This is a genomic window from Cellvibrio sp., from assembly GCF_053579595.1.
In genome coordinates, this window is sequence record NZ_JBRFPI010000294.1 from 1 (window position 1) to 5,778 (window position 5,778).

General features: G+C 49.2%; 5 protein-coding genes. All 5 read left to right on the top strand.

Going from position 1 to position 5,778, the window contains the following annotated elements; translation table 11 throughout:
* Positions 1 to 373: 373 nt before the first annotated feature.
* Positions 374 to 766: a Cd(II)/Pb(II)-responsive transcriptional regulator gene (gene cadR, locus ACWA6V_RS15980; protein ID WP_449523423.1), complete on the top strand. Its 393-nt coding sequence runs from the start codon at positions 374 to 376 to the stop codon at positions 764 to 766.
* A 69-nt stretch (positions 767 to 835) separates the two neighbouring features.
* On the top strand, positions 836 to 1,279 hold the full coding sequence (locus ACWA6V_RS15985) for a BlaI/MecI/CopY family transcriptional regulator (protein ID WP_449523424.1): 444 nt from the start codon (positions 836 to 838) through the stop codon (positions 1,277 to 1,279).
* On the top strand, positions 1,276 to 2,247 hold the full coding sequence (locus ACWA6V_RS15990) for a M56 family metallopeptidase (RefSeq protein ID WP_449523425.1): 972 nt from the start codon (positions 1,276 to 1,278) through the stop codon (positions 2,245 to 2,247). Before ACWA6V_RS15985 ends, ACWA6V_RS15990 begins: the two co-directional genes overlap by 4 nt.
* 180 nt (positions 2,248 to 2,427) lie before the next feature.
* On the top strand, positions 2,428 to 3,687 hold the full coding sequence (locus ACWA6V_RS15995; protein WP_449523426.1) for an HlyD family efflux transporter periplasmic adaptor subunit: 1,260 nt from the start codon (positions 2,428 to 2,430) through the stop codon (positions 3,685 to 3,687).
* 14 nt (positions 3,688 to 3,701) lie between these two features.
* On the top strand, positions 3,702 to 5,778 hold a 2,077-nt coding region (locus tag ACWA6V_RS16000), incomplete at its 3' end, for an efflux RND transporter permease subunit (RefSeq protein WP_449523427.1).

The following is a 5,778-nucleotide window of genomic DNA, read 5'->3' on the forward strand; positions in this document are numbered from 1 at the left end:
GTATCGACATTGTCGAGGTGAATAGAGATAGGTGGTTCCTGACCATCAAAGCAATAGTGCCCGTGCACACCTGTCCAGCTAGCCATCAGCCAGAGCAGTGTGGACATTAAAGCCCAATACTTATAACGCAGGAAGTAATTCACAATTACTTATTAGTTCCAAAAAAGTTGGCCGGATTATGGCAGTAATCCAGCGATTGTCTGTAGTGGTGACTGCCATAACACAAAAATTGGCGTATCAAATAACAGCCCTTTGGCACGAAACAGTTATGAGAGCCTTAGCCTTCAGAAGTTCATTGCCGTTCCTTGCGATGCAAGGAACTATGAAACAGTATAAAGTCTACAGTAACTATAGAGTCAATACGGGAATCTGTATGAAAATAGGCGCGCTTGCAAAACTTACGAGTCTTAGTGTCCAAACCATACGTTATTACGAACAGGAAGGCTTGCTATCTACAGTCTCTCGTACCGAAGGTAATTATCGCTTTTACGACGAAGCAGCCTCCCATGATCTTTTCTTTATCAAGCAATGCCGGAACCTAGGATTGACACTGGAGGAGATCCGCCAGTTGATCGGCTACTCCAGTACCCCAAACGAAACCTGTAATAGTATAAATACAATTATCGATAGCCATATCCAGCAAGTAGATGTTCGTCTTGCTGAACTTCAGGAATTACGCCGTCAACTCGGTGAACTTCGAACCAAATGTGATGCTCAGCAGGCAGTAAAAGATTGCGGCATCATGAAGGAATTGTTGGAGCATTAACCTACATCAATATTGGTTTTCTTGTTGGGATTGAGGTGATTCATCACGTCCGTTTAAAAAACCGATTGCATGTCGGTTTTTTACACCTTAAGCTCTACGCCATTAATTAGCAAGCAAAGCGAGTTCACTGTGCATCTGGGCGAATTGGAAAAATTGGTACTGAATTATCTGTGGACAGTCGGCTCAGCCGATGCCAAGCAGGTTCATGATCATTTTAAAAAAAGCCGTGGTGGCAGCCTGAATACCATACAGAGCACTCTGGATCGACTACATAAAAAAGCTATCCTCATGCGCGAAAAACAGGGGCATGCCTATCAGTACCGCGCGGCGATGGAGAAAAAAGCGTTTCTCGGCGAACTGATTCGTACGGTCACCCAAGACTTTTCATCTTATCACGATCATTTACTCGCGGCCTTTGTGAGCCTTTCTGCGGACCTTGACGAGGCACATCTGGATCGACTGGAAGCTCTGATTCAGGATTCGCGGCAACAAAAAAAGGATGAGGCGCTGTGACCACAGGCACAGGTAGTGTACTGCTGCACCTGTGGCTAGTCGTAGGACTTGCCACCCTAGGCGCCGCCTTGTGCATGGCGGTTGCGCAGATCTATTTGTTAAGGGCAATTGCCAGTTTTAACGTATCAGCCAAGCAGTGTTTCCTCTGGTGTATAGCGCTGTTTCCTTACGGTGTTGGTATTTATGCGGGAATATTGGTGCTTACACCTGCATTAAGCCATGAGCTGGGTTTTGTAGTTGATCATCACCCCTTGAATCTTACCCAAGGTCATTTTCATTGGTTTAGTTGGCAAGGTTTGGTGGTAATGCTTTTAGCTGGTTTTACGACCCTGAAATTAATGACCACGCTCTGGAGCAGAGCACAACAGCGCCGTTATTTGGCAACGCTGCTTGCATTTTCTGATGTGGATGCCAGGGGATGCTATCGAGTAGACAGTGAGATTCCTAACGCCTTTACATTGGGTTTGATCAAGCCTCAAATCTTGCTGAGCAAAGCACTTGAAAACGTATTGACGGCTGAAGAACTGGATATCGTCTACCGTCACGAACAAGCGCACCAGCAAGCGCATGATCCCTTGCGGCTATGGTTGTTCACAATACTGCTCGGTGTATGTGTTCCTCCCGCTCGTCGATCGCTTTACGCTGCTATGGAGCTGCTCGTCGAACAGCAGGCAGATGCAACAGTTGCCCGCCAATCCAATGATGCCACATTGATTGCAAATACCCTTGTTAAAGTGAATCGCCTGACCCTGCGTTATCGCAAACAACAACCGGAATTTCATGCTTGTGCCTTTTGTACCACGGCGGTAGAGCAGCGCATCCGGCAGTTGCTGGATGGCAGCGATCACGGACGCGCGTTTCCCGTTCCCAGCTTTCTCCTGAGCACTGCCGCATTGGTTTTTATCGGTATCTATTACGCGAATACCTTGCATCACCGCATCGAAACCCTTCTGCACTACCACCCTTAATTCACTGACCGGGAAACAATAAACATGTTTATTTTGTAACATCTCACACGCATAAAACCGACTGCCAATCGGTTTTTTGATGACAGAATGCGCATTTCCCTCCCGTCTGCGTATTTGAAATTTAACGTTTAACCGGTGTCGAGATCACACCACACACCGAACAACCATGAGGCTAGCCATATGAAGGTATTAACGGATCGCACAAGAGAACATACTCGCTGGCAACAATGGTTGCTGATTGGCATCGCCAGTCTTGTGCTTGCAGCCTGTAGCGATGACGGTAGCGAACTACTAGCAGCGGATGGACATGGCGCCGAGTCGGCTGTTGCGGTAGAGAAAGGCGCCAACAATGGCCGTATGCTGCATGACAAAAATGTTAGTGTCGAACTCGCTATTTTTGAAACGGGCGTTCCACCTGAATTTCGGGCCTGGGTATTTGTTGATGGCAAACCTATTGCACCGAAAGATGTGCATTTACAGGTGCGTTTGGTGCGCTTGGGCGATAAAACCGATGTCATTAACTTTGCTGCGCAAGGCAATTTTTTGCGTGGCGACTCCGTCATTTATGAACCTCATTCCTTTATCGTTCATATCACTGCTACCGTAAACGGCACGAAACATCACTGGAAGTACGATAGCCTGGAGGGTCGCACACGTATTGAGCCTGCTGTCGCCACGGCGCTGGAAATTGCGACTGAAATCGCAGGCCCTGCGTCGCTAGAAGAAACCACTGAAGTCTATGGCAAAGTCGTCGCTACACCCCTGCGCGAGCGCGAAGTGCAAGCCCGTTTTAATGGAGTAATTACCGCTGTGCATGCTGCACTTGGTGAACCCGTCAAGGCGGGCGAAGCACTGGTTACCGTGGAGAGTAACGAGAGCTTACGAACCTATGTGGTGAATGCCCCGATCTCGGGTGTCGTTGCCAATCTCAATGCCAAGGTGGGTCAGCAAACGCAAGGGCAAACGTTGGTGCGCATTGTCGATAACACCGAGGTGGCAGCAGATCTCGCTATTTTCCCCGAACAATTGGCACTGGTAAAACCGGGTGCCCAGGTCACATTGATCTATCGCGATCAGGAGATTGCTACCACCATCGATCATCTCGCGGTAGAAACCAATTCCAACCAATCCATCAACGCACGCGTAACACTTGATCAGCCTTTACCCTTGGGCGCATTAATCAGTGCGCGTATCGAAGTGGCCGAATATGAAGTTCCACTCGCCGTTAAGCGCACTGGCTTGCAGGCGTTTCGGGATTTCACCGTGGTCTATGCGCAGGTGGGCGATGAATACGAAGTACGCATGCTGGAGTTGGGGCGTGAAGCGGGCGAATGGGTTGAGATTCTGGGTGGATTGGAACCCGGCACTCGCTATGTTACAGAAAACAGTTTTGTCATCAAAGCCGATATTGAAAAATCCGGCGCGTCTCACGACCACTAAGCGAAGGCCTCATCATGTTGGAATCATTGATTCATTTTTCGCTGCAACGCCGCGCGCTCATACTCAGTCTGGTCGTGCTGGTTTGTGGTTTGGGCGCGTGGAATTTCAATCGTTTGCCGATTGATGCTGTCCCTGACATCACCAATGTTCAGGTGGTGATTAATACTGAAACTCCCGGCTATACGCCATTGGAAGTAGAACAGCGCGTTACCTTTCCGCTGGAAACCGCCATGACCGGTATGCGCAAGCTGGAATACACGCGCTCACTATCACGTTACGGCTTATCGCAAATCACTCTGATTTTTGCTGATGGCACCGATATTCATTTTGCTCGTCAGCAAGTGAGTGAACGGCTCATGTCTGTCTCGGCGCAACTCCCCAAAGGCTTAACGCCATCGCTCGGCCCAGTGGCGAGTGGTTTGGGTGAGATCTTTATGTTTACTATTGATGCGGAACCCGGCGCAACCAATGCCGATGGCTCAGTAATAACGCCGACGGATCTTCGCTCGGTACACGATTGGATTATCCGGCCACAATTATTGCGCGTACCAGGAGTGGTCGAAGTAAACCCGATTGGTGGTTACAAACGCGAAATTCTGGTGGCACTAGATCCGCAAAAATTACTGGCCATGAATGTCAGCCAAGCGGATGTAATTACGGCGATAGAACGCGCGAGTAATAACCGTGGTGCGGGATTTATTGAGCACAGCGGCGCGCAGTGGTTATTGCGAGTACCAGGTCAAGCGCAAACCTTGGCAGATATAGAAAACACTCTTCTCTACGAGGAACAAGGTGTACCGGTGCGCATTAAAGATGTGGCCAATGTTGAAGAGGGATTGGAGTTGCGCTCTGGCGCCGCGTCGCAAAATGGCCGCGAAGTGGTGTTGAGCACGGTATTTATGCTGATTGGCGAAAACAGCCGCACGGTAGCCATGCAAGTGGGTGAAAGGCTCGAAGAGGTGCAACGCAGCTTACCCGATGGTATTACTGCGACAGCTGTTTATGACCGCACCAGCCTCGTCAATAACACCTTGGTTACCGTGCAAAAAAACCTTTTGGAAGGGGCGCTGTTAGTTATCGTTGTGCTGTTCGCATTACTGGGCAATATTCGCGCGGCATTGCTCACTGCCGCCGTCATTCCTATCGCAATGTTAATGACGATTACCGGCATGGTGCAAAGCCGGGTGAGCGCCAACCTGATGAGTTTGGGGGCGCTGGATTTCGGCCTGATTGTGGACGGTGCAGTCATCATTGTTGAAAACTGCTTGCGTCGGTTAAGCGAAGCTGGCCGCTCAAAACCACTACCACTCAATGAACGCCTGGCATTGGTATTTGATGCAACCTGCGAAGTGATGCGTCCGGCCCTGTTTGGTGTATTTATTATCACCGCCGTGTATCTGCCGATTTTTGCGCTGACCGGTGTCGAAGGCAAAATGTTTCACCCCATGGCGATTACCGTCATTATTGCGCTGGTAAGTGCGATGATTTTGTCGATTACATTTGTGCCTGCGGCAGTGGCTATTTTGTTTAAAAAGCCGTTTGAGGAATCAGCCAATCCCGTCATCAAGCGTACTCTGGCTGTGTACCAGCCCTTGTTGCAGCTTGTACTTAAATGGCGCCTTTGGGTGGCTGGTTTTGCTGCGCTCCTGGTATTGATATGTGGTTCGTTGTCATTACGTTTGGGAAGTGAATTTATCCCCAATCTTGATGAAGGTGATATTGCTATGCATGCGCTGCGCATTCCCGGTACATCGTTGACGCAAGCGCTGCAATTACAAGAGCAGCTTGAAGCAAAAATAAAAACCATGCCTGAAGTTGAGCGTGTTTTTGCCAAAATCGGTACGGCTGAAGTAGCCACTGATGCTATGCCACCGAGCGTGGCGGATAATTTTATTATTCTTAAACCGCGAAGCGAATGGCCAGATCCGGATAAAACCAAAGCGCAAGTTGTCGCTGATTTGGAGGCGCTGGTAACGCCCATTCCTGGCAACCGTTATGAGTTTTTGCAACCAATTCAAATGCGCTTTAATGAACTGCTTTCCGGTGTGCGCGCCGAACTGGCGATCAAAGTATTTGGTGATGATTTCGACC

What these genes read in the sequence shown, in the direction of transcription:
- ACWA6V_RS15995 (WP_449523426.1), top strand. Translation starts at nt 2,428, where the DNA reads ATGAAGGTATTAACGGATCGCACAAGAGAACATACTCGCTGGCAACAA.
- ACWA6V_RS15985 (WP_449523424.1), top strand. Translation starts at nt 836, where the DNA reads ATGTCGGTTTTTTACACCTTAAGCTCTACGCCATTAATTAGCAAGCAA.
- cadR (WP_449523423.1), top strand. Translation starts at nt 374, where the DNA reads ATGAAAATAGGCGCGCTTGCAAAACTTACGAGTCTTAGTGTCCAAACC.